At 67.6% G+C, this 21253-nt stretch carries 17 protein-coding genes and 1 tRNA gene; 7 read left to right on the top strand and 11 right to left on the bottom strand.

The features are described from left to right. Positions 1-18: 18 nt before the first annotated feature. The 7 genes from BLU54_RS20710 to BLU54_RS20680 all read right to left on the bottom strand — a co-directional run bounded on the left by BLU54_RS20710 (position 19) and on the right by BLU54_RS20680 (position 8571). The gene (locus BLU54_RS20710) at positions 19-2556 is read right to left on the bottom strand and encodes a TonB-dependent siderophore receptor (RefSeq protein WP_139169783.1); all 2538 of its coding nucleotides are present in this window, start codon (positions 2554-2556) and stop codon (positions 19-21) included. Positions 2557-2651: 95 nt separating this feature from the next. Continuing rightward, positions 2652-3653: a FecR domain-containing protein gene (locus BLU54_RS20705; protein WP_091912584.1), complete on the bottom strand. Its 1002-nt coding sequence runs from the start codon at positions 3651-3653 to the stop codon at positions 2652-2654. Further along, positions 3650-4168 (bottom strand): sigma-70 family RNA polymerase sigma factor, encoded by a 519-nt coding sequence (locus BLU54_RS20700; protein WP_091912582.1) that lies wholly within the window; start codon positions 4166-4168, stop codon positions 3650-3652. Before BLU54_RS20700 ends, BLU54_RS20705 begins: the two co-directional genes overlap by 4 nt. A 161-nt stretch (positions 4169-4329) precedes the next feature. Then, positions 4330-4650 carry a YnfA family protein gene (locus BLU54_RS20695; protein ID WP_091912580.1) on the bottom strand — a complete coding sequence of 107 codons (321 nt, stop codon included), beginning with the start codon at positions 4648-4650 and terminating at the stop codon, positions 4330-4332. Between the two features lie 274 nt (positions 4651-4924). Beyond that, positions 4925-5572 carry a hypothetical protein gene (locus tag BLU54_RS20690; RefSeq protein ID WP_139169782.1) on the bottom strand — a complete coding sequence of 216 codons (648 nt, stop codon included), beginning with the start codon at positions 5570-5572 and terminating at the stop codon, positions 4925-4927. A 286-nt stretch (positions 5573-5858) separates the two neighbouring features. Beyond that, entirely contained in the window at positions 5859-6380 is a 522-nt protein-coding gene (locus BLU54_RS20685; protein ID WP_091912576.1) for a hypothetical protein, read from the bottom strand. Beyond that, a complete protein-coding gene (locus BLU54_RS20680; protein ID WP_211435387.1) occupies positions 6364-8571 on the bottom strand; it encodes a M48 family metallopeptidase in 2208 nt (735 codons plus the stop codon). Before BLU54_RS20680 ends, BLU54_RS20685 begins: the two co-directional genes overlap by 17 nt. 617 nt (positions 8572-9188) lie before the next feature. Between BLU54_RS20680 and BLU54_RS20675 the strand changes: the two genes are divergently transcribed. Then, positions 9189-10415 (top strand): ankyrin repeat domain-containing protein, encoded by a 1227-nt coding sequence (locus tag BLU54_RS20675; protein WP_139169781.1) that lies wholly within the window; start codon positions 9189-9191, stop codon positions 10413-10415. 174 nt (positions 10416-10589) lie between these two features. Here BLU54_RS20675 and BLU54_RS20670 read toward each other — a convergent pair. Then, positions 10590-10677: transfer RNA gene (locus BLU54_RS20670), tRNA-Ser, on the bottom strand. A gap of 394 nt (positions 10678-11071) precedes the next feature. Here BLU54_RS20670 and BLU54_RS20665 point away from each other — a divergent pair. Both BLU54_RS20665 and mdtD read left to right on the top strand, forming a co-directional pair. Next, positions 11072-12349 (top strand): MFS transporter, encoded by a 1278-nt coding sequence (locus tag BLU54_RS20665; protein WP_091912731.1) that lies wholly within the window; start codon positions 11072-11074, stop codon positions 12347-12349. 64 nt (positions 12350-12413) lie between these two features. Beyond that, positions 12414-13790, top strand: a complete 1377-nt coding sequence (gene mdtD, locus BLU54_RS20660; protein ID WP_091912729.1) for a multidrug transporter subunit MdtD — start codon at positions 12414-12416, stop codon at positions 13788-13790. Between the two features lie 30 nt (positions 13791-13820). On the opposite strand, the gene hemW is transcribed toward mdtD, so the two are convergent. The 3 genes from hemW to rph all read right to left on the bottom strand — a co-directional run bounded on the left by hemW (position 13821) and on the right by rph (position 16521). Next, complete coding sequence (hemW, locus tag BLU54_RS20655; RefSeq protein WP_091912727.1) at positions 13821-15053, bottom strand: radical SAM family heme chaperone HemW; 1233 nt, start codon at positions 15051-15053, stop codon at positions 13821-13823. 122 nt (positions 15054-15175) lie between these two features. Beyond that, complete coding sequence (rdgB, locus tag BLU54_RS20650; RefSeq protein ID WP_091912572.1) at positions 15176-15796, bottom strand: RdgB/HAM1 family non-canonical purine NTP pyrophosphatase; 621 nt, start codon at positions 15794-15796, stop codon at positions 15176-15178. Continuing rightward, positions 15793-16521 (bottom strand): ribonuclease PH, encoded by a 729-nt coding sequence (gene rph, locus BLU54_RS20645; RefSeq protein WP_407919448.1) that lies wholly within the window; start codon positions 16519-16521, stop codon positions 15793-15795. The genes rdgB and rph overlap by 4 nt, the downstream gene beginning before the upstream one ends. Positions 16522-16759: 238 nt before the next feature. On the opposite strand from rph, the gene BLU54_RS20640 reads away from it, so the two are divergent. The 4 genes from BLU54_RS20640 to BLU54_RS20625 all read left to right on the top strand — a co-directional run bounded on the left by BLU54_RS20640 (position 16760) and on the right by BLU54_RS20625 (position 21218). Next, positions 16760-17704, top strand: coding sequence for a YicC/YloC family endoribonuclease (locus BLU54_RS20640; protein WP_091912567.1), 945 nt, complete (start codon positions 16760-16762; stop codon positions 17702-17704). Positions 17705-17727: 23 nt separating this feature from the next. Next, complete coding sequence (gene gmk / locus BLU54_RS20635; RefSeq protein ID WP_091912723.1) at positions 17728-18411, top strand: guanylate kinase; 684 nt, start codon at positions 17728-17730, stop codon at positions 18409-18411. A gap of 98 nt (positions 18412-18509) precedes the next feature. After that, complete coding sequence (rpoZ, locus tag BLU54_RS20630; protein WP_091912564.1) at positions 18510-18713, top strand: DNA-directed RNA polymerase subunit omega; 204 nt, start codon at positions 18510-18512, stop codon at positions 18711-18713. Between the two features lie 138 nt (positions 18714-18851). Then, positions 18852-21218 carry a RelA/SpoT family protein gene (locus BLU54_RS20625; RefSeq protein ID WP_091912561.1) on the top strand — a complete coding sequence of 789 codons (2367 nt, stop codon included), beginning with the start codon at positions 18852-18854 and terminating at the stop codon, positions 21216-21218. The last annotated feature ends 35 nt before the right edge of the window (positions 21219-21253 follow it).

Below are 21253 nucleotides of genomic sequence, written 5' to 3'. Positions count from 1 at the left end.
CGCGTGCGGCCGCGGCATTCAGAAGGCGATGCGCGCGTTCAGGGCCAGCGTGCGCGGCGCGCTGATCTGGATGTACGAGTCGCCGTTGTAGAACCAGAAGCGACGGTTGGCGAGATTCTGGATCTGCGCGCTGAGCGTCACTTCGCTCTGGCGCAGCCGCAGCCGGTACACCGCGCCCAGATCCATCACGAAGTACGACGGCAGGTTGATCGTGTTCGCCGTATCGAGCTTCGACGTGCCGACGAACTTGCCGCCCGCCTGCAGGCTGAGTGCATCGATCGACGGCACGTCGTAGATCACGCGCGCCGCGGCCTGCCAGTGCGGCGTGCCGGTGGTGCGCTTGCCGTCGAGGTTGCTTGTGTTCTCGATGTAGCTCGTCTGCAGGTACATCAGGCTGCCGTGTATCGTCAGCCCGGTGGCCGGCCGGTAGCGCCCGGCCATGTCGACGCCGGTATAGCGGGTCTGGCCGTTCTGCACGTAGTAGTTGTTCGCGTCCAGATACTCGGCGGTCTGTTGCAGGCGGAACAGTGCCGCACTTGCCGCCCAGCGATCCTGCTCGGCCTTGAAGCCCAGCTCGTACTGCCGGCTGCGACGCGGCCCCAGGACTTCGTTGGCGTTGGCCGCGGTCGCGCTCGCGCGGCCCCCCTGTTCGAGCGATTCGACGTAGCTCGCATACAGCGTCGTGCCGGGCGTTGGCTTGAACATCAACGCGACGGTCGGCGACAGCGGGTTGCGAATGTAGCCGTTGGTCTGGCTGCCCTGGCCGTTGTAGTCGGCCTGGTCGAAGTGCGTGTAGCGCAGTCCGCCGATCAGCGACCAGCGGCCGAGACTCACGGTGTCGCTTGCGAACAGCGAGCTTTGGCGAATCTTGTTGTACGTATATGTGGATTGATCGCCCTGATAGGGCGAAACGACGCTCAGCGTCGACGGGCGATAGATGTTGCCGGTGCCCAGCTGACCCCAGTAGCCGTCGCGGCCGCCGATCGAATCGATCTCGTACCGGTTCGCGCCGAACACCAATTGGTGGCCAAGCGCGCCCGTGCGGGCTTCGCCTTCGACCTGCATGTTCAACTGACGATTGATCGAGCCGTAGCGGCCCGCCGTTTCGCTCGCGGAGTAGTTGCCCGCCGCGTCCTCGATGGCCAGATCGCCATACACATAGTTGAAGTCCTGCCGTGCATACCGGTATGCGATGCTCGCCCTCCACTGCGGCGAGATGCGCCACGCCAGTCCCGCGGTGAACAGTGCGGTGCTCGTCTCGTAATAGCTGCCGGCCGGTGCCGCGGTGATCGACGGGTCGACCGTCGCGGGCAGCGTCAGTCCCGAGCCGAGGTAGTAGCCCCAGAACATCTGCCGGTTGGTCTTGCGCTTCGCATACAGTCCGTCGAGCGTCAGCGTCAGATCGGGCGTCAGGCGGGCGTCGAAGGCCGCCGCGACCCCGTCGCGCCGCTGCCGTCCATCGTCTGTGTAGGTGCCGCCCTGTTCGTGAATCGCGTTGAAACGGTAGCCGAACATGCGGTCGTTACCGAAGCGGCCGCCGGCGTCGACGTGTTCCGAAAAAAGCGAATCGGTCTTGTAGCCGACGTCCGCCGAAAACAGCGTGCGCTCGGTCGGCCGCTTGCTGACATAGTTGACGATGCCGCCCGGCGCGCCGAAGCCGTACATGAAGGCGGTCGAACCCTTGAGCAGTTCGACGCTGTCGAACAGCTCCAGCGGCAATTGATTGCCCCATCCGGGCAGCGCGAGACCGTCGACCTTGAATCCGAAGGAGTCCGAGATGCCCAGCCCGCGCACCATGATGGAGGCGTCACGGGCGTACTCGCTGTTGCTCGCCGTGGTCGACGCGTCGTAGCGGAAGGCCTGTTCGAGCGTCGTGACCTGACGATCCGCCAGTTCTTCCTGATCGATCACGCTGATCGAGTAGGGCGTGTCGAGCACCGCGCGCGAGCCGAGCGCGCCGGCCTGCGCCGGACGCGCCAGGCCCGTGGCGGCGACCGCGGCGCTGACATTGATCAGCGGCAGGGCGTCGCCCTGAATCGCACCGACGCTGTCGTCGGCAACGGCGTGCAACAGGTAGCTGCCGTCGGCGCCGCGTCGGGCTTCCAGTCCCGAACCGGCGAGCAGCACGGTGAAGCCTTCGTCGACGCTGTAGTCGCCCCGCAAGCCGGCGCTTTGGCGCCCCCGCGCCAGTGCCGGCGGCGTGACGAGCAGGACGTGCGCGCGTCCCGCGAACGTGTTCAGGGTCTGGTCGAGCGGACCGGGCGCAATCTCGTAATGCTGACGCGCGGCGGTCGGACGGTTCGTGCCGGTGATGGTGGCGTCCTCCGGTTCCGCGCCGAAGCCCGGCCCGGACATGCACGAGAGCCCAAGCAGGATGCTGCTGGCGAGCACCGTGCGGCGCGGCAATGGCAGCGGCAGACGCGTCGCCGGCCGGGCGGCTGGCGAGCCGTTGCGGGACGCCAGCCGGTGCGGGTCGCGTCGCCGGTCGCGTCGCTGGTCGTGGCACTGGTCGTGGCACTGGTCGCGGCGCTGTTGCGATACCGAAGGGCGGAGCATGGCAGTTTCCTCTTTCGCGGTCTTGAAATTGTTTTTGCTTCTCAAGACATCCCGGACGAAACGGAAAAAGCGTTACGGTTTTCGCAGAATAAAGTTCAGGCGGTGCGGGGCGTGACTCGCACCCAGAAGCGCGTCGTCCGTTGCACACGGATCGGCAACGCGCGCGCGAGGGAATCGAGCACGCGGTCCGTGTCGTCGAGCGGAAAGACGCCGGAGACCAAGGTGGTCGCGAGCGCGGGGTCGCAGTCGACGACGCCTCGCCGGTAGCGCGCCAGATCTGTCAGCAGGTCCGGCAACGGGCGCTCGCGTGCCACCAGCAAGCCGTCCCGCCAGGCCTGCGCGTCGCGGTCCAGCGCCTGTGTCGGCCACATGCCGGAGAGATCGAAGCGGGCTTGCGTACCGGCGTCGAGCGCGCGGCCGTGCCCGCTGCGGGGACGGACCTCGACGCGTCCGTCCAGGACCGCCACCAGTGCATCGTGCTCGCGCTGCCGTACCGAGAAGCGAGTGCCGAGCGCCTGTACCGTGCCCCGCACGGTCTCGACAAGGAACGGTCGTGCGGCCCATGCAGCGGCATGACCGGTCTCGACCATGATCGCGCCCGCGTGCAGTTGCAGGCGGCGTTCGCGGACATCGAAGCGTGCGTCGAGCGCGGTCGCCGTGTCCAGCAGCACGCGCGTCCCGTCTTCGAAGGCCAGCCAGCGCTGTTCGCCGGTCGCGGTACGGTAGGTGGCACCCATCGTGGCGCTCAGGGTGGCCAGCTCGCGACGCCTGTCGAAACCGACCACGGCGCCGGTCGCGACGGCGGCGCCGACCCACCCGAGCAGTTGCCGGCGCGTCGCCGCCCGCCGCTTGTCCGGTGCCTGCAGCACGCGGCCGCCGAGCGCGGCCGGCACCGCGGCCAGCGCATTGCCGGTGCGGGTGACGCGTTGCCATGCCGCCGTGTGGTCGGGCGCGGCATGCAGCCAGCTTTGGAAAGCCTCGCGTTCGTCCGGCGTGACCTCGCCCGAACAGAACGTCACCAGCCATTCCAGCGCTTCGTCCAGCGCGCGGGCGCTGATGCCGTCCTGCCGGGACGCGAACGGAGATGCAGCGCTCATGCGGCCGGCACCTCGTCCAGTGCGGCATGGCAGGCCTGCAGCGCCTGGAACATGTACTTGCGCACCGCGCCGAGCGAGATGCCGAGCCGGGCCGCGATCTCGCTATATTTGAGACCGTCGAACTGCGACAGACAGAATGTTTCGCGTACGCGTGGCGGCAGCGCGTCCAGCGCCCGGTCGATCGCGACCAGCGTCTGCAGCAGCATCATCTGCGTCTCGTGCGATGGTACGCATGCTTCGGGCAGCGCCTGCAGCGACTCGTAGTAGGCGTGCTCGAGCAGGCGGCGGCGATGCAGATCGACCACCAGGCCCTTTGCCACTTGCGTGAGGAAGGCGCGCGATTGCTCGGGTGTCGGTTGACGCTGGCCCGTCATGACCCGGATGAAAGTGTCATGTGCCAGATCTGCCGCGTCGCCCAGATTGCCGAGACGGCGGTTCAGCCACTGCAACAGCCAGCCATGATGGTCGCTGTACAGCGTGTGCAGGGCATCTGTACGAAAAAGAGAAGAATTCATGCGACGACGCGCGGACGGAACGCGCGGCGCCAGCGCTCACGCTTTATAAATGAGAATCGTTATCATATATCAGCCTCTGATCGCTTAGAACCGTCGGCCAACGAGCGTTGCGCGCGACCCACGAAAACGCGGTGCGCGCCGTTGACGGGATCGAGGCGGGGTCAGCCGCGTGGCTGGAAGGCAATCACGGCCATGCCGGCCAACGCGAGCGCGACGCCGAGGAAGTCGTAGCGTGTCGGTGGCACACGGTCGACAAGCCACAGCCAGAGCATTGCGAACGTGATGTAGACGCCGCCGTAGGCTGCGTAGGTACGTCCGGCGGCCGACGGTTGCAGGCTGAGCAGCCACGCGAACAGTGCCAGCGCGCCTGCCGCCGGCAGCAGCAACCAGACGCTGCCGCCTGCCCGCAGCCAGCGGTACGGCAGATAGCAGCCGACGATTTCCGCGAGGGCGGCAGCGGCGAACAGCAGCAAGGATTTCATTATCGGACCGAGGGAGGCGGGATCTCGTCGCCGCGAGCGCGGCGGCGCGGGAATGGTCGCACATCCTGCCTTGCTGCAGCGACGATGTCGGATCGTGGGGCAACAGCGGGCTTTCGCCTGGGCGGCCAGCACGCTCTCGCGGCGGCGCCGAGTCACTGCCTGGAAGCCGCGCGTCCGCAACGCAACGCAAGGCGGAGCGGGGTAGGGCAAGGGCATCGGAGCACACCGCGCGGTCGTCAACGAACGCGCAAGCGCCTCACGGGCAATGGCTTGGTCAGGCAGTCTGCGGCGCAGCGTGGCCGAGCAGTCGCCACTGGCCGGACAGCAATGCGAGATACGCGACCAGTTCCGCGCATTCCTCGGCGATCTGCGCAGGGCCGGCGGTCAGCGGCAGCGACAGATGCGCGTGGCCTTCGGTGGCGGTCGACACGATGAAACCGATGGCCGCCACTACCAGTTCGAAGAAGGGAAATCGACCGGACCGGTGCACGTTCGCGAGCAGCCGTATCCCACGTCTCACGAAGAGTTGGTAGAGCGAGAACGCAATCAGCAGCCCGACCGCCGGATGCACGACGGGCTTGTAGAACAGCGCGTGCGACGAGAAGACCGGGCCTTCGGGCGTCATGTCGAGCGGCGTCAGGAACACTGCCCCCCAACTCAATTCACGACCGAAGAAGATGAGCCACAGCGGGGCGGCAGCAAGCCAGAACGCGCGCGCTTCGCGGGTCCGCGCGCGGGCGGCGGACAGCCCCGCGACGATGGCGCCGAACAGCAGCACGATGGCCTGCGCGTTTTCGACCGGGCCATTTTCCCAAACGACCCACTGCGGCAGTCGGGTCACCAGGGGCACGGTAACAAGGGCCAGCGCCAGAATCAGCAGACGGAGGGCGTTCTGGGACAGCGAGCGATAGTGTGTTTCCACGGGGAGTCGGTCGGCCTTTGCACCGACGCGCTTGGCGGGGACCACACATTTTCGCACGTTGATGCATGATCGGCAGTACGCTAACTCACAGACGCTGCCATGGCTCATGCCAGCCGAGGCTGGTCGCATGCATGGCGCATGTCGCCGCACCCGGCGCCCTCGCTTTTGGTGGTGCCCTGTCAAGGGAGAGGAACCGGCGGGACATGCCGCGGTGAAGCACGGTCAAGCGCGGGTCAATTGCAGCCATCAAGCGCATTGTCCGTTGCTTGGCGCAACGGCTGACGCGTCATGCCGGCCCGGTCGGCTCGGCCAGTTGTTTCGGACGGCGGTTGCGAATCAGTGCGAGCGCAGGCATCACGATCAGCGCCAGCAGCACGGCCACGCAGGCGACCAGCGTGAGCGTGCGGTTCCAGAGCTTGGCGAGTGCGAGGTCGGTGGTCGCAAGGTCGGGGTGCGCCGGGTCGGCCATCACGCGCACCGTGTAGTCGCCGACGTGTACGCCGGTGAACACGTAGTTCACGCGTCTGGCCACGGCTCCCGCGGGCGTCGGCACGACCAGCGTGGCGTCGCAGATATGGAACACCAGCTTCGCGTGGCACTTGCCCTCGCTGACGTCGCCTTCATCGATCGGGCGCGCGGTCTCGCGAATCCGCCAGTCGGACAGTACGGCCGGCGCGGTATGGATGGCGGCGGCCAGCAGCATTCCGCCGAACATCAGGATGGCCAGTATCACCCAGAGCGTCTGTTTCCAGTCGCGATCGGGCGGCGGCAGCCGCAGTTCGGCGCGATGGTCATACGGTTGCGTCATGGCGGGTCTCGGGCGGCAGGGGAAAATCGGTCGGCTCGGTGGGCCGCGCATGATGCTCGGTCAGCAGTGTCCTGGCCTGGGCGGCGCGTCGATACAGACCCAGCAGTTCGGCGACCTGGCGCGGTGCCATTTTGCGCGGCACACCGATGCGCAACGTGATGATGCGCCGCTCGGTGTCGAGCTTGAGGGCGCGGCTGCGCTGCGTGCACTGCGGAAACGGCGCCTCTGGCGGCAGCAACAGGCGGATGCCGATGCCGTTGTAGCGCATGTGCATGTCGAGGTCGGCGATGTCGTGCCACGGAAGCGGACGATCGAGCGCCGGTATCACGAGCGCGTCTGGACGCAGCGTCAGGAGCACGCGTTCGCCGCGTCGCAGGCGCACGATGCCGACTGCCGCGAACACTGCGCCGGGTGCGCAGGCGAACCATGCGACGACATGCGCTTCTGGTCGCGACAGCCCCGGGAAGCCGAGAATCGCGAGCGCCAGGGATGCGAGCAGGAACACGGCGCCGACGGCGCTGCAGAAGATCGCTGGCCGGCGGCTGTTGTCGAACAGCACGCGCGCTTCCTCGCCGACCTCCGCAGCGGTGGCTTCCAGATGCGCCTGGTAGACGTGGTGATGCTCGCGCACGACGCCGACGAAATCCGCTGTCGCGTTTTCGCAGACTCGCGCCGGGTCGGCGAAGTACCGCGCCAAGGTTTGATGGGCGTCAGGTTCCGGCGGCGCGGCGGCTGCGGCAAGCAAGGTCGGCGTGAGCGACCCGCCGAAGCGGGCGAGCCGGTCGCGCGTCGTCGGGTGCGTGTCCGTCGGATGCGCCTGCTCGATGCCCAGATGTTCGCCTGGATCGTCGAGGCCGCGCGCAAGCGCTGTTTCGATCGATGCCGTGACCAGATCGGCCGGCGCCGCATGCGGAAATTCGATCGCGTGGTCCAGCGTCTCGTTCACGCGTGGCGTTACCGCGCCAGTGCGCAACAGCGCTCGCATCGCCGCATCTGGCGAGGTGGGCCGCACGCTCAGCGCGTCCGCCGCGAATTCGCGTTCCCGGCTCCAGTGGCGCACCGCGTAGTGGAACTGGTCCATCACGAACGAGCCGAGCCGCATGGCCGGGCGCAGCAAACCGAAGGCGGAACCGCTCGCCGCGCCGTCCGCCACGGCGCTCAACGAGCGGTCGACGCCCGCGTAGATGGGCAGGAAGCGCAGACTGTAGGACGTGTCGCCGCCCGCGAAGTGCGCCAGTTCGTGGCTGATGATCGTCGCGATTTCGTCCGGCCGCAGCAGGGCGAGGTAGGGCAGCGGCACATACAGCGTACGGCCGTCCAGCGCCTGCTCGGCCGGCTCCAGTATTTTGGGACCGGCACTGACCGAGAAGCCTTCGGTCAGGCCGACGACGATCGACTCCGGCGCAAGCGCGTCCAGCTTCGTCGCCAGTTCGGTCACCAGACGCCAGAGGCCGGGCGCCTCGGCCGGGCCGACCGGACGACCCAGCATCGGCAAAGGGTCCGGCTCGAAAGCCGCCAGTGCATGTCTCAGGCGAAGCAGTGTCTTGCCCGCTACCCATAGACTGGCCAGCACCGCCGCGATCGCGACCGCGATCATCTTCATTTCGGCGCTGCCCAGCCCCGGCTGTGCCAACGCCGCGGCTTCGAATGCCACGGCGGCGACGAACGCGACTGTCCCGAGCGTGATGCGCAGCGCCAGCACCGGCGGCAGCACGCGCCGCATCGCCGCAAAGCCGCGTACCAGCGTCTCACGAGAAGCGCGGCCGAAGCGGCCGAGCAGGCCGCCCGCCACCAGCACCGCTGCCGACAGCACGCCGGCGAGGCCGGCGGCCCAACTGACGACCGGCGGCAGCATGCGCCGGATGGACATCAGCGTCGACAACGTCGCGGCTTCGTCGCGTGCGGCACGCGCCTGTGTTATCGCGTACGGACCGCCATACAACTGCCCGCGACGTCGGAACTGGATGGTGAAGTCCGGCGGCGCGCCGGGCGGCATCCGGGCCTCCAACTGTGCGACGAGGCGCGCAAGCCTGAGATGCTCATTCTCGAAATCGATCCAGTCGGCTGTGGCGCGCTGTTGCTCCCAGATGCCGACGAACACGCCTGCCAATGGAAACAGCAGTGTCGCGGCGAGCAGGCTCAGGACACGGCGCGAACGCGATAGGTGACGAATGATGCCTCCCGATGACAACTGCCGGCCCGGTGGCCTGCGGTGCCGTGCTGTACGGAGAAAACATATCGGCGCGTGCCGCTGGACGAACCATGCGCGCGGCGGGCGCGCGACGAACCGGGCGATTGTCGCGATCCGCCGCCCGAGGCATGGCAACCCTCGAATGGCGTGACGTGGCCGCAATGGCGTGACGTGGCCGCCTTTAAGCGCGGGCCTGACCGGATCGCCCACGGGTCCGCAGCGCCGCTTTTTGAGAATAGCATGGGCGCGATGTGGCTCGCCGCCCGTGGCGGCAACTGCCGGCTTGACGCTTCAACCAGGGCACGCAGCCAATGTGTTCGACCGAAGCACGCGACTGAAGCACGCGACTGAAGCACGCGACTGAAGGACGTGACTGACGCATGCGATGGCCATTCGCAGCCGAGACAGCGGCAACCGGTTGCCGCAGGGGCTTTACGAGGCACGGGTGACCGTGAGCCGCATACAATCGGGCGTGCGGCCGCCTGATGACATTTCACGCGGTGAGCGCGCTTCTCGGGGCAGGCAAGCGCGAAATCGCATGCTGTCGATTGCCGGCCGATGTTGTCTTTCCGAATCGGGTCGATGCAGGCAGCGATATCCAAGAATCGATGCGTCAGTTGACCGGCTATCGCGTGGCTGGCGAGCACGGGGATCCTGATGACCATTCGTACCGATGCAGATGCTCGCCGATGAAAACATTGATGCAATCGATTTGTTTGCCTGCTTCGGCCGTCATTCTCGCCGTCAGTCTGATAGTGGGCGGCTTGCTTGCCGCGAGCCCGGGCAATGGCGGATTCTTTCCGGGCCTGGGCGCCGCGTTGGGTATGCAGGCGCTTGGCGCCGGAAACTGTCTTTCGTTTTTTCTCAATGCAGTCTGTTGGGGTTCAGGCTTTCGCCCCCGCTGGCTCCGGCTGCTGCTTCTGATCCAGGCGGTCCCCGCGCTCTTCTACGCCGGCTGGGCAGTCAGTGCGCTTTGGACAGGCGGCCTGGAACAATCGGCATATGCTCAGCGCCGCGCCATCGAGGACGCGATCGGCAAGGACGATCTCCCGGCGTTGCTGCGCGCGCGGGAGGCGTGCAGCAAGCGTTGCCAAGCCCTCTCGAACCAGCATGACGATCTGCTCGTCGCGACTTGGGCGAGTTCGCACCATGTGGCGACGTATCTGGTCGGCCGAGGCGCCCGGGTCAGCGTCGGCAATTGGTATCCTTCGCAAACGGATCTGCGCACCTGCGAGGGGTCGTATATTCCGAATCCCATGCCGCTCAGCGTCGCCGTGGCCAAACGCGACATGGACATGATGCGCCTCCTGCTGCCGGTCAGCGATGCGTACGCGAGAAGCGAGGCATTGCAGCTCGCCGCCCGGCTGGACCGGCTCGACCTCGTGACGTTTCTGTCATCGAACGGCATTCCGTTGCAGCGCGGGGGGCCGGGCCAGCGCGGCGATCATCTGCTCGTGGCGGCCGCCAGCGGTGCCGCGATGCACGTCGGGAAATGGTTGCTGACAGCGCAGCCCGTGGCAATCGAGCATGCCGAGATGCAGAAGGCTACGGAGGCGCTTTATGCGTTCATGGACAACGTCCAGGTCGCCCGGTCGCTCGACTTCGCCAGGATGCTCAAAGCCAACGGCGCGGACTTCAATGCAGCGTTTCGTGGCGAGCCAAGCTTTCTCGACGAAGCAATCCGAACAAAGCGCAAGGACATTGCGCAGGTGCTTCTGGCGGTCGGTGTCGATTCGTCTCGCTTGTCACCCGCACGCGTCGCCGCCTTGAGCGAGCTTTTGCACGAGCCGGACAAGCCCTTCTATAACGCGCGCACGGAAGGGTGCTTCGAAACGGGCGTCTGATGCCTTGTCGTTCTGTGTAACCTGTGCCGTGTATCCCGCGCCGCTTATCCCGCGCCGCTTATCCCGCGCCGCTTATCCCAATGCGTCGCCCCAGCGAAGACGAATATGAAGGGCGCCAATCACCGATCTAATGCGGCGTCGGCCGAGGCCGGCTTGCCGGCGGGAGCGCCAAACTGGCGGAAGAGGTGGGATTCGAACCCACGGATGGTCGCCCATCGCCGGTTTTCAAGACCGGTGCATTCAACCGCTCTGCCACTCTTCCTGAGACTGCCGGTATCCGCCGATGACGGCGGCGGGACGGCCGGCGACCGTGCTCCGAAGGCGCGATTGTAGCGCAATCCACTGGCTGCCCGCGAGCAGCCGGCCGCGCGGCGGCCCGAGCCGATCCCGACGATGCGCGGCCCGCGCCACCGGCGGACCGCGGCGCCGCAGGCGCGCGTGCCTGGGTGCAAACGCATGGGGGCAAGCGCCTGGCAGGCGCGGCGTGTTCGGCCACCAAGCCGCCGAGCCCGCCCGCGTCGTAAATGGCTGGCGGCAGTCGTCCGCATGCGTTTCGGCGCCGCCACACTGCGGCAGCGGTCGGCGCGTCCGCGCCAGCCGTTTTACACTACGCGCTTTCGACGGCCGGCGCGACGGTCGTCCCGCCGCCGATCGCCATGACCGCTCCCCGTCCCGCACCCGTCCGACGCTTTCACTATGCATGGGTGATGGTGATCGTCACCTTCCTGGTCCTGCTGGCGGCAGCCGGCACGCGCTCGGCGCCCGGCGTGCTGCTGGTCCCGTTCGAGAAAAGCTTCGGCTGGACGCGCGCGGACACGTCGGCGGCGATCTCGATCAACCTGGTGCTGTACGGACTGGTCGGCCCCTTTGCCGCCGCGCTGATGCAGGCCATCGGCGTGCGACGGACGGTGCTGGCTGCGCTGACGCTGCTCAGTGCCGGCTCGCTGGGCAGCCTGCTGATGCACAATGTCTGGCAGTTGACACTGTCGTGGGGCGTACTGGTCGGCACCGGTTCGGGCATGGCCGCGCTGACCCTGGGCGCCACGGTGGTCAACCGCTGGTTCCACACCCGGCGCGGTCTGGCGATGGGTTTGATGACGGCCAGTTCGGCCACCGGGCAACTGGTTTTCCTGCCCCTGCTCGCGATGCTCGCACAGCGTTACGGCTGGCAGGCGCCGGCGCTGGCGGTTGGCCTCGCGACGTTGGCGATGCTGCCGTTCGCGGCGTGGCTGCTGCGCGATTCGCCGGCACAGGTGGGACTGCGCACCTATGGCGCGACCGCATCGACGCCGGACGAGGCGCCGCGTACCGCGATGAATCCGGCGCGGCTGGCGATCACGACGCTCGTCGATGCGTCGAAGACGCGCGGATTCTGGTTGCTGTTCGCCAGCTTCTTCGTGTGCGGCGCGAGTACCAACGGTTTCATCGGCACCCACTTCATCTCGATGTGCATCGACCAGGGCTATTCGGCGGTGCAGGGCGCCGGCCTGCTGGCGGCGATGGGCGCGTTCGACCTGGTCGGCACGACGCTGTCGGGCTGGTTGTCGGATCGCTACAGCAGCCGCGTGCTGCTGTCGTGGTACTACGGGCTGCGCGGCCTGTCGCTGATCTTCCTGCCGTTTGCGTTCGGCTTCGACTTCTTCGGCCTGCCGGTGTTCGCGGTGTTCTACGGCCTGGACTGGATCGCGACCGTGCCGCCGACGGTACGCCTCAGCAACGACCTTTTCGGTCGGGAGCGCGGTGCCATCGTGTTCGGCTGGGTGGTGGCCGGGCACCAGCTCGGTGCGGCGAGCGCGGCCGTGCTCGCCGGCACGATGCGCGCGTCGCTCGGCAATTATCAACTCGTCACCATCATGATCGGGGTCGTGTGCGTGCTGACCGCCGGACTGGTGTTGCGCATCGGCAGCCAACGACCACGGCCGGCGATTGCCTAGCAGGGAACGCGGTCGCGCGGCGCCTGACGCCGCGGTGTGCCGACCTTTGATGTCGATGGATTCGATGGAACAGCAAACCTCTCAACGCGCGTTGCTCTGGATCGTGGCGGCGGGCTTTTTCATGCAGGCGCTCGACACCACGATCGTCAACACGGCGCTGCCCGCGATGGCGCACAGCCTGGGCGAGCGGCCGCTGGCGATGCAGCCGGTGGTGGTCGCGTATTCGCTCACGATGGCGATGCTGACCCCGTCGTCGGGCTGGCTGGCCGACCGTTTCGGGACGCGACGCGTGTATTTCGCGGCGATCCTCATTTTCGCGATCGGCTCGGCGTTCTGCGCCAGCGCGCCGACGCTGGGCGCGCTGGTGATCGCCCGCATCGTGCAGGGCGCCGGCGGTTCGATGCTGTTGCCGATCGGCCGGCTGGCGGTGCTGCGCTCGTTCAGCGGCGAAGCGTATCTGTCGGCGCTGGCGTTCGTGTCGATTTCGGGACAGATCGGGCCGCTGATCGGCCCGACGCTGGGCGGTTGGCTGGTGCAGGTCACCTCGTGGCACTGGATCTTCCTGATCAACCTGCCGATCGGCCTGGTCGGCCTGTTTGCGGTACGTCGCTTTCTGCCCGTCGAACGAGCAATGGAAGCACCACCGCCTTTCGATATCGCTGGCTTCGCGCTGTTGTCGGTCTGCATGGTGGCGTTTTCGCTGGCGCTCGATGCGCCCGCCGGCAGCGGACACCGGATCGGCTGGGCGCTGGGACTGCTCGCGCTGAGCTTGGTCGCGGCCTACGCCTACCTGCCTCATGCACGGCGCCGCGCGCAACCGCTGTTTCCGCTCTCGCTGTTCGAGTCGGAGAGTTTCCGGCTCGGCTTGATCGGCAACCTCGTCGCACGCGTTGGCAGCAGTGCCGTGCCGTTCCTGTTGCCGTTGCTGTTGCAGTTGCAGCTCGGCTACAGCCCGCTGCATTCCGGCCTGATGATGCTGCCGGTGGCCATCGCCGGGGCGTTGAGCAAGCGTGGCGTGATGCCGCTGGTGCGGCGCTTCGGCTATGCCGGCTTCCTGGTTGCGAACACCTTGCTGGTCGGCGCGTCGATCATCGGTTTCGCGGCGCTGGCGCCGGGTTGGCCGCTGCCGGTTGCGCTGTTGCAACTGGCGGTGTTCGGCGCGGCGAATTCACTGCAGTTCGCGGCGATGAACAGCGTGACGCTGAAAGACCTGGACCGGCGTCAGGCGAGCAGCGGCAACAGCCTGTTCTCGATGGCGCAGATGCTGGCGATGGGCTTGGGGGTCACGGTCGGCGGCGGGCTCGTGGATCTCTTCACCGGGCATGTCGGCGCGGTGGTCGCGTTCCGTCTCGCCTTCGTCAGTGTCGGCGTCATCACGCTGCTGTCGGCGGCGGTGTTTCATCGCATCGGGACCGTGACGCGGGCGCACAGCGCTGGTTGAGCCGGGCGCCGCCGTCCGGGTTGCGCCGCTTCAGTCGCGCAGGAACAGCGCCTGCAGGTCGTTCAGGAAGCGGTGTCCGAGTTCGGTCGGCGCGATGCGGGTCGGGTCGAGCTGCAGCAGGCCGCGCTGTGCTGCCTCGGCGAGACGACGCTGCACGACCGTCGACGGCAGGCCGGTGCGTTCGGTGAACCGGCTGGCGGCAACACCGTTGGTCAGCCGCAGCGCATTGAGCATGAACTCGAACGGCAGGTCCTCGGCCGCAACCTCGCGTGCTTCCTGCACCGCGTCGCCGGCAAGCGCCGCGTCCATATACCGTTGCGGTTGCTTGAAACGTGCCTGGCGCAGGACCCGTTCGGGAAACGACAGCTTGCCGTGCGCGCCGGCACCGATGCCGAGGTAGTCGCCGAATTCCCAATAATTGACGTTGTGTCGGCTGCGTCGCCCCGGCCTGGCGTACGCCGACACCTCGTAGTGCTCGAAGCCGGCCTCCGCAGTGCGCGCCTCGATCCACTCCTGCATGTCGGCCGACAGGTCGTCGTCCGGCAGCGACGGCGGATACTTGTGGAAGTAGGTGTTCGGTTCCAGCGTCAGATGGTAGAGCGACAGATGCGGCGGCGCGAACGACAGCGCCGTCTCCACGTCCGCCCGGCAATCGTCCAGGGACTGGCCGGGCAGCGCATACATCAGGTCCAGATTGAAGTTGTCGAAGGTGCGCGCGGCGATCTCGACCGCGCTGCGCGCCTGCTGGTCGTCGTGGATGCGGCCCAGCGCCGCGAGGAAGCGCGCGTCGAAACTCTGAATGCCGATCGACAGGCGGTTCACGCCACTCTTGCGGTATTCGGCAAAGCGCGCGGCCTCGAAGGTGCCCGGGTTCGCCTCCATCGTGATTTCCGCGTCGGGATCGATCGGCAGGCGTGCGCGCAGGTCGCCCAGCAGGCGGTCCATGCCGGCGGCCGACAGCAGGCTTGGCGTGCCACCGCCGATGAACACGCTGTGCACCGCGCGTCCCCAGACCAGCGGCAGCGCGCTTTCGAGATCGGCGACCAAGGCGTCGAGATAGCGCGTTTCCGGGATGCCGTCGGGGCCTGCCTCGTGCGAATTGAAGTCGCAGTACGGACACTTGCGCACGCACCACGGGAAGTGGACGTAGAGCGCCAGCGGCGGCGAGCCGGGCAGGGCGATGCGCCCCGGCACGAGGAAATTCGCGATGGCCGGCCGTGCGCCGGCCGCGCCCGTTGCACCGTTCGGGTCCGCTGCCGCCACGACGTGTGCCGCCGTGGCGGCATCGATCGCGTCCGCAGCGCGCGTCACGCGCCGCTCGCGCGGTTCGTCCGCCCTGACGATCGGGATGATGCCGGCGCGTGGCGCGGCGGGACCGGAGCCGTTCACGCTGCGTGTGCGGACAGGCGCGCGAGCAGGGAGGCTAGCGCCTGCCCACGGTGACTGATCCGGTTCTTTTCTTCCGGCGCCAGCTCGGCGGCGGTGAGACCGCTGTCGGGCAGCAGGAAGTAGGGATCGTAGCCGAAACCGTTGTCGCCGCGCGGCGCATCGAGCACCGTGCCCGGCCAGATACCCTCGGCGATCAGCGGGCACGGATCGTCGGCGCTGCGGATCAGCACCAGCACGCAGTAGTAGAAGCCGCGTCGATCGCCCGCCGCGCCGAGCGCGGCAAGCTCGGCGAGCAGCCGGGCATTGTTGGCCGCATCGCTCTTTTCGCCGCCGACCAGCGCCGCATACCGCGCCGAGTAGACGCCCGGCGCGCCGCCGAGTGCCGGCACGACCAGCCCCGAATCGTCGGCCAGCGCCGCCAGACCCGTCGCCTGAGCGGCATGCCGGGCCTTCGCGAGCGCGTTCTCGACGAAAGTGCCGAACGGCTCGTCGGCCTCGCTGACCCCCAGCGCGCCTTGCGCGACCACGTCGAAACCGGTGGGACGCAGCAGCGCGCCGAACTCGCGCAGCTTGCCGGCATTGTTCGATGCGAGGACCAGGCGTCGCGTTGCGCTCATGCCGGCACCCCCAGGGCCTGCCGCTGCGCGGCGATCAGCGCGGCCGTGCCGCGGCTTGCCAGGTCGAGCAGGCGGTCCAGTTCGGCGCGCGAGAACGCCACGCCCTCGGCGGTCCCCTGGACTTCGACGAACTGGCCGGCGCCGGTCATCACGACGTTCATGTCGGTGCCGCAACGCGAGTCTTCGCTGTAGTCGAGGTCGAGCAGCGGCACGCCGTCGACGATGCCCACCGAGACCGCCGCGACGAAGTCGGCGATCGGCAGGCGCGGCAGCAGGCCCTTGGCGACCAGCGACGACAGTGCATCGTGCACCGCCACGAAGGCGCCGGTGATGCTCGCGGTGCGCGTGCCGCCGTCGGCCTGGATCACGTCGCAATCGATATGCAGCGTGCGGGGCCCCAGCGCGTCGAGATCGACGACGGCGCGCAGCGCGCGCCCGATCAATCGCTGAATCTCTTGCGTGCGGCCACTCTGCTTGCCGCGCGCCGCTTCGCGGTCGCTGCGGGTATGCGTGGCGCGCGGCAGCATCCCGTATTCGGCCGTCATCCAGCCGCCGCCGCTCGCGCGACGGAATTCGGGCACGCGCTCGACAACGCTGGCGGTGCAAATCACCTGCGTGTCGCCGAAGGCGATCAGCACCGAGCCTTCGGCGTGCTTGGTGAAATGGCGCGTCAGGCGCACCGGGCGCAACGCATCGGCGGCGCGGCCGCTGGCGCGGGCAGGCATCGTGACGGACGAAGAGGGCATACGCGTGGCTGAGGGCAAAAGCGCAATTCTACCGCCGCCATGGCCGACACCCCGGAGCCCGCGGCGATCGGCATCGGGCGACGGCGAAAATGCGATAATCGCGGGCTACCCGCAGAATGCCGGCCGCGCAGGCGGCGACGGTCGCGGGCGACGCGCCGGCGCTTGCCGGCCGCGGCTTGGAGAGAGCCCGTCGAGGGCGTGCGGCAGGAGGCCGGCGATGATTTTCAGTATGACAGGTTATGCGACCGCGACGCGCGACGTGCGTGCGCGCGCGCGCGGCGGCAGCGTGGGCGATGGCGCGGACGAGCCCGCCGCGGCCAGCGTCTCGGTGGACCTGCGCAGCGTCAATTCACGGTTCCTGGACCTGCATTTCCGCATGCCGGAGGAATTGCGCGCCGCTGAGCCGCCCTTGCGCGAAGCGCTCAACGCGCGGCTGGGGCGCGGCAAGGTGGAGATCCGGATCAACCTGCAGAACCGCGAAACGACCACGCTCGGCGCCATCAATCCCGAGGCGCTGGACGAACTCGCGGCGCTGTCGCAGCAGGTAAGCGCGGTATTCCCCGCCGCGGGCGCGCTGCGCGTGGCCGACATCCTGCGCTGGCCCGGCGTATTGGCGCAAACGACGATCGATCCGGCCGACCTGCGCGCCGCGGTGTTGGCCGCCGGCGAGGAAGCGCTTGCCGCGCTGGTCGAGAGCCGGCAGCGGGAGGGCGCGCAACTGCGCACGATGCTGGTGGAGCGCATCGCGCAAATGGAAGCGATCATCGCCGACGTGACACCGATGGTTCCCGAACTGCTCGCCAAGCAACAGCAGAAGATCGTCGAACGCCTGCGCGAGGCGCTCGACGCCACCGGCTCGGGCGGCGCGACACTCAGCCGCGAGGAAGTCGACGACCGGATCCGGCAAGAGGTCACCGTCTATGGGATCCGGATCGACGTTGCCGAGGAACTGTCGCGCCTGTCGGCGCACCTGATCGAAACGCGGCGCGTGCTCGAAGCCGGCGGCCGGGTCGGCAAACGCCTGGATTTCCTGATGCAGGAGCTCAATCGCGAAGCGAACACGCTGGGCTCGAAGGCCGCCGCGCGCGAGCTGGCCGATGCGTCGATGGCGCTGAAGCTGCTGATCGAACAGATGCGCGAGCAGGTCCAGAATCTCGAATGAACCGGAACGGAGAAAACCACGCGATGAATGCACAGGACGCACGCGGCGCGGCGAACGAGGCAGCGCGGGAGCGCGATTTTCCCGGCAACCTGTTCGTGGTGGTCGCCCCTTCGGGAGCCGGCAAGTCGACACTGGTCAACGCATTGCTGCGCGACGACGCGGCCATCCGCTTGTCGGTCTCCTATACGAGCCGGCCGCCGCGGCCGGGCGAGTCGCATGGCCGCGAGTATCACTTCGTCGATGCGGCGGAATTCCTGCAGCGCCGCAGCGCCGGCGAATTCCTCGAAAGCGCGGAAGTGCACGGCAACTACTACGGCACATCACGGCTGTGGATCGAGGAACAGATGCGTCGCGGCGACGACGTCCTGCTCGAAATCGACTGGCAGGGCGCGCAGCAGGTGCGCCGCCAGTTCCGCAACGCGGTCGAGATCTTCATCCTGCCGCCCTCGCTGGCGGCGCTGGAAGAACGTCTGAACAAGCGCGGGCAGGACGAGCCGCACGTGATCACGCGTCGCCTGCTGGCCGCCGGCGGCGAGATCGCGCATGCGTCCGAAGCCGATTACGTGGTCATCAACGAGGTGTTCGAGCGCGCGCTGGCCGAGCTGCGCTGCGTGATCGCCGCGACGCGCCTGCGCTTCGGCTCGCAGCGGGCCCGCCATGCAGCATTGTTCGCCGAGTTGGGCGTGCACGCCGAACCGTCCGTCTGAGCTGTACCCGCTGGCATCGGCCGGGCACGCGCATGGGCGTTCGCCCGAGCCTGCGCGCCGGCTAGGTTAGAATACTGGAACACACCGAGGAACAGGCTATGGCCCGCATCACCACTGAAGATTGCCAGAAACATATTACGAATCGCTTCGAGCTGGCGCTCGCCGCGACCTACCGCGCGCGACAGCTCGCGCAGGGCCACACGCCCAAGATCGAAAGCCGCGACAAGCCGACCGTGGTCGCGCTGCGCGAGATCGCGGAAGGCCTGGTGGGTATCGAGATGTTGAAGAAGGTGCCGATCTGAGCGACATGACGCGCCGCGCCGCTCGCGCATCGTGCCTTGCCGTGGCGCCATCGCCGCGTTGCGCGAGTGCGCGCCGGCCGACGGCGATGTGCTGAGCCTGCGTCCGTCCACATAGTCACATCCAGCCAGGAGGCGTCGATGAGTACCCCGCCCGCAGTCGCCTCCAGCGAAACCAAACCTTCGAACCGCTTCATCGACGCCGTGCTGGAACAATCGTTCCGGCATCTGTTCGGGCCGACCGCGACGCCGGAACAGCCGCGCCGTCATGAAGTCGTCTCCATCGCCAACCTTTCCGCGGCCCTCGGCGAGTATCTGAGCCCGGCCGAGGTCAAGGACGTCAAGGCGGCGTTCCAGTTCAGCGACGAGGCCCACCTCGGCCAGTATCGGCAGAGCGGTGAGCCGTACATCACGCACCCGGTTGCGGTGGCGGAGCTGTGCGCAAGCTGGCGCCTCGACGCGCAGGCCATCATGGCGGCGTTGCTGCACGACGTGATGGAGGATCAGGGCGTCAGCAAGACCGAGCTTGCCGAGCGTTTCGGGCCCAAGGTGGCCGAACTGGTCGACGGCCTGTCGAAGCTGGACAAGATGGAGTTCCGCTCGCGCGCGGAAGCGCAGGCCGAGAACTTCCGCAAGATGATGCTGGCGATGGCGCGCGACGTGCGCGTGATCATCGTCAAGCTCGCCGACCGGCTGCACAATATGCGCACGCTCGGCGCGGTCTCGACCGAGAAGCGCCGGCGCGTGGCGCGCGAGACGCTCGATATCTACGCGCCGATCGCGCACCGGCTGGGGCTGAACAACATCTACCGGGAACTGCAGGATCTCAGTTTCCAGAACTTCCATCCGGTCCGTTACGCGACGCTGAACAAGGCCGTCAAGGCCGCGCGCGGCAACCGTCGCGAGGTCGTCAGCAAGATTCTAGAGTCAGTGCAACGCGCGTTCGCCGAGGTCGGCATCGCCGCGGAGATCACCGGGCGCGAGAAGACGATCTTCAGCATCTACCAAAAGATGCGGGAAAAGCAGCTGTCGTTCTCGCAGGTGCTCGACATCTACGGCTTCCGGGTGGTTGTCGACGAGACGCTGCACTGCTACACGTCGCTGGGCGTGCTGCACGGCCTTTACAAGCCGGTGCCGGGCAAGTTCAAGGACTACATCGCGATCGGCAAGGTCAACGGCTACCAGTCGCTGCACACCACGCTGGTGGGCCCGTTCGGCACGCCGATCGAGTTCCAGATCCGGACCCGCCACATGCACGAGATCGCCGAGTCCGGCGTGGCCGCGCATTGGATGTACAAGGATGGCAGCACCGATCTGAACGACGTGCAGGCGCTGGCGCATCAGTGGGTGAAGTCGCTGCTCGACATCCAGTCGGAGGCACGCGATTCGACCGAGTTTCTCGAAAACGTCAAGATCGACCTGTTCCCCGATGCGGTCTACGTGTTCACGCCGACCTCCGAGATCATGGCCTTGCCGCGCGGCGCCACCGCGCTGGATTTCGCCTATACGGTGCACAGCGATCTCGGCAATCAGTGCGTCGCGGTCAAGATCAACAACGAGCTGCTGCCGTTGCGCACCGAGCTCAAGAGCGGCGACATCGTCGAGGTGATCACCGCGCCGTATTCGAAGCCCAATCCAGCGTGGTTGAGTTTCGTCAGGACCGGCAAGGCGCGCTCCGCGATCCGTCATTACCTGAAGACGATGCGTTTCAACGAGTCGCTGCAGTTCGGCGAACGCCTCGTCGACCAGTCGCTCAAGGGCTATGGCCTGACGCTTGCCGAGGTCACGCCGGACGTGTGGGAAAAGCTGGAGCAGTGGACCGGCAACAAGACGCGTCAGGAAATCTTCGCCGACATCGGTCTCGGGCGTCGCTATGCAGCCGTGATGGCCAAGCGCATCGAGGTATTGATGAGCGGGCGTGAGGACGAAGAGGATCCGGCGCGCCCGGTCGAAGGCGGGCCGGGCGGTGCGCCGGTGGTGATCACCGGTGCGGAAGGCATGTCGGTGCAGCTTGCGCCGTGTTGCCGGCCGATTCCGGGCGACGATGTGATGGGTTACATCGGCATAGGCCTGGGCATGGTGATCCACAAGACCGACTGCCGGGTGGCGCGCCGCATCCATCGGCGCGATCCGAGCCGCTGGATCGATGTGGCCTGGGCACCGCAGCCGGGTCGGCTGTTCGATGTCGGCATCAAGGTCATAGTGCGCCGTACCAAGGGCGTTTTCGCGCGGGTGGCGGCAGACGTGACGGCTGCGGCCAACATCGTGCAGGTGGCGATGGACGAAGACGGCTCCGACAATACCACTGCGCTGCGCTTCGTGATCCAGGTGGCCGACCGCGTCCATCTCGCCAACGTGATACGGCGGGCACGCGGCAACCCGGACGTCCTGCGCATCGTGCGCGAGAAGCCGGGCGAGGCAGGGCAGGCGGCGCGCGAACGCGCGATGCGCATGGCCGGCGAAAGCAGCGATGGCGCGGAAGGCGGCGGCGCGGAATTCGGCGACTGAGCAGGCCGTCGCGCGCCAGCCGCACCGGCGCGCGA

The sequence above is a fragment of the Chitinasiproducens palmae genome (assembly GCF_900095735.1).
GTDB lineage: Bacteria > Pseudomonadota > Gammaproteobacteria > Burkholderiales > Burkholderiaceae > Chitinasiproducens > Chitinasiproducens palmae.
This window is presented reverse-complemented; position numbering and strand designations above follow the sequence as displayed.

Bases quoted from the DNA above. Each gene is read 5' to 3' on its own strand.
- rph (WP_407919448.1), bottom strand. From the start codon at position 16,521: ATGCCTGCCCGCGCCAGCGGCCGCGCCGCCGATGCGTTGCGCCCGGTG.
- BLU54_RS20665 (WP_091912731.1), top strand. From the start codon at position 11,072: ATGACCGCTCCCCGTCCCGCACCCGTCCGACGCTTTCACTATGCATGG.
- rdgB (WP_091912572.1), bottom strand. From the start codon at position 15,796: ATGAGCGCAACGCGACGCCTGGTCCTCGCATCGAACAATGCCGGCAAG.
- BLU54_RS20705 (WP_091912584.1), bottom strand. From the start codon at position 3,653: ATGAGCGCTGCATCTCCGTTCGCGTCCCGGCAGGACGGCATCAGCGCC.
- gmk (WP_091912723.1), top strand. From the start codon at position 17,728: ATGAATGCACAGGACGCACGCGGCGCGGCGAACGAGGCAGCGCGGGAG.
- BLU54_RS20710 (WP_139169783.1), bottom strand. From the start codon at position 2,556: ATGCTCCGCCCTTCGGTATCGCAACAGCGCCGCGACCAGTGCCACGAC.
- rpoZ (WP_091912564.1), top strand. From the start codon at position 18,510: ATGGCCCGCATCACCACTGAAGATTGCCAGAAACATATTACGAATCGC.
- BLU54_RS20640 (WP_091912567.1), top strand. From the start codon at position 16,760: ATGATTTTCAGTATGACAGGTTATGCGACCGCGACGCGCGACGTGCGT.
- BLU54_RS20685 (WP_091912576.1), bottom strand. From the start codon at position 6,380: ATGACGCAACCGTATGACCATCGCGCCGAACTGCGGCTGCCGCCGCCC.
- BLU54_RS20625 (WP_091912561.1), top strand. From the start codon at position 18,852: ATGAGTACCCCGCCCGCAGTCGCCTCCAGCGAAACCAAACCTTCGAAC.
- BLU54_RS20695 (WP_091912580.1), bottom strand. From the start codon at position 4,650: ATGAAATCCTTGCTGCTGTTCGCCGCTGCCGCCCTCGCGGAAATCGTC.
- mdtD (WP_091912729.1), top strand. From the start codon at position 12,414: ATGGAACAGCAAACCTCTCAACGCGCGTTGCTCTGGATCGTGGCGGCG.
- BLU54_RS20700 (WP_091912582.1), bottom strand. From the start codon at position 4,168: ATGAATTCTTCTCTTTTTCGTACAGATGCCCTGCACACGCTGTACAGC.